Below are 516 nucleotides of genomic sequence, written 5' to 3'. Positions count from 1 at the left end.
GGCCAAATGGCTTGGACGCTTCCTTTGGAAGAAGGGCGACGGTTCCATCATCGACGGGTTCGGTCCCGACGGCGTCTCGGCGCGCGTGCTCGATGTCACGCGCAACGTCGTGCGGCTCCAGACCGGTTATCTCTATCACTATGCATTCGCGATGCTGATCGGCGTGGCCGGTCTCATCACGTGGTTTATCTTCGGTCTCGGGGGCCAATGATGACAACCTGGCCCATCCTTTCCGTCGTCACGTTCCTGCCGGTCGTCGGCGCGATCCTGATTTACCTCAGCCGCGGTGACGACGAAGCCGCGCGCGGCAATGCGCGCTGGATCGCGCTGTGGACCACGATCATCACTTTCGCGGTGTCGCTCATTCTGGTGATGCGGTTCGATCCGTCGAATCCCGGCTTCCAGTTCGTCGAGAAGGCCGCCTGGCTCGCTACCGGCATCAACTACCACATGGGTGTCGACGGCATTTCGCTGCCATTCGTGATCCTGACCACGGCGCTGATGCCGTTCTGCATC

At 61.4% G+C, this 516-nt stretch carries 2 protein-coding genes; both read left to right on the top strand.

The annotated features are described in order from the left end of the window. A partial coding sequence (locus D1614_RS28965) for a hypothetical protein (RefSeq protein WP_206610223.1) occupies positions 1–211 on the top strand: 211 nt, incomplete at its 5' end. Next, positions 208–516: hypothetical protein (locus D1614_RS28960; protein ID WP_206610222.1), on the top strand; the 309-nt coding region annotated here is incomplete at its 3' end. The genes D1614_RS28965 and D1614_RS28960, both read left to right, overlap by 4 nt.

Origin of the sequence: Maribellus luteus, from assembly GCF_003576475.1 — a bacterium.
GTDB lineage: Bacteria > Bacteroidota > Bacteroidia > Bacteroidales > Prolixibacteraceae > Draconibacterium > Draconibacterium luteum.
This window is presented reverse-complemented; position numbering and strand designations above follow the sequence as displayed.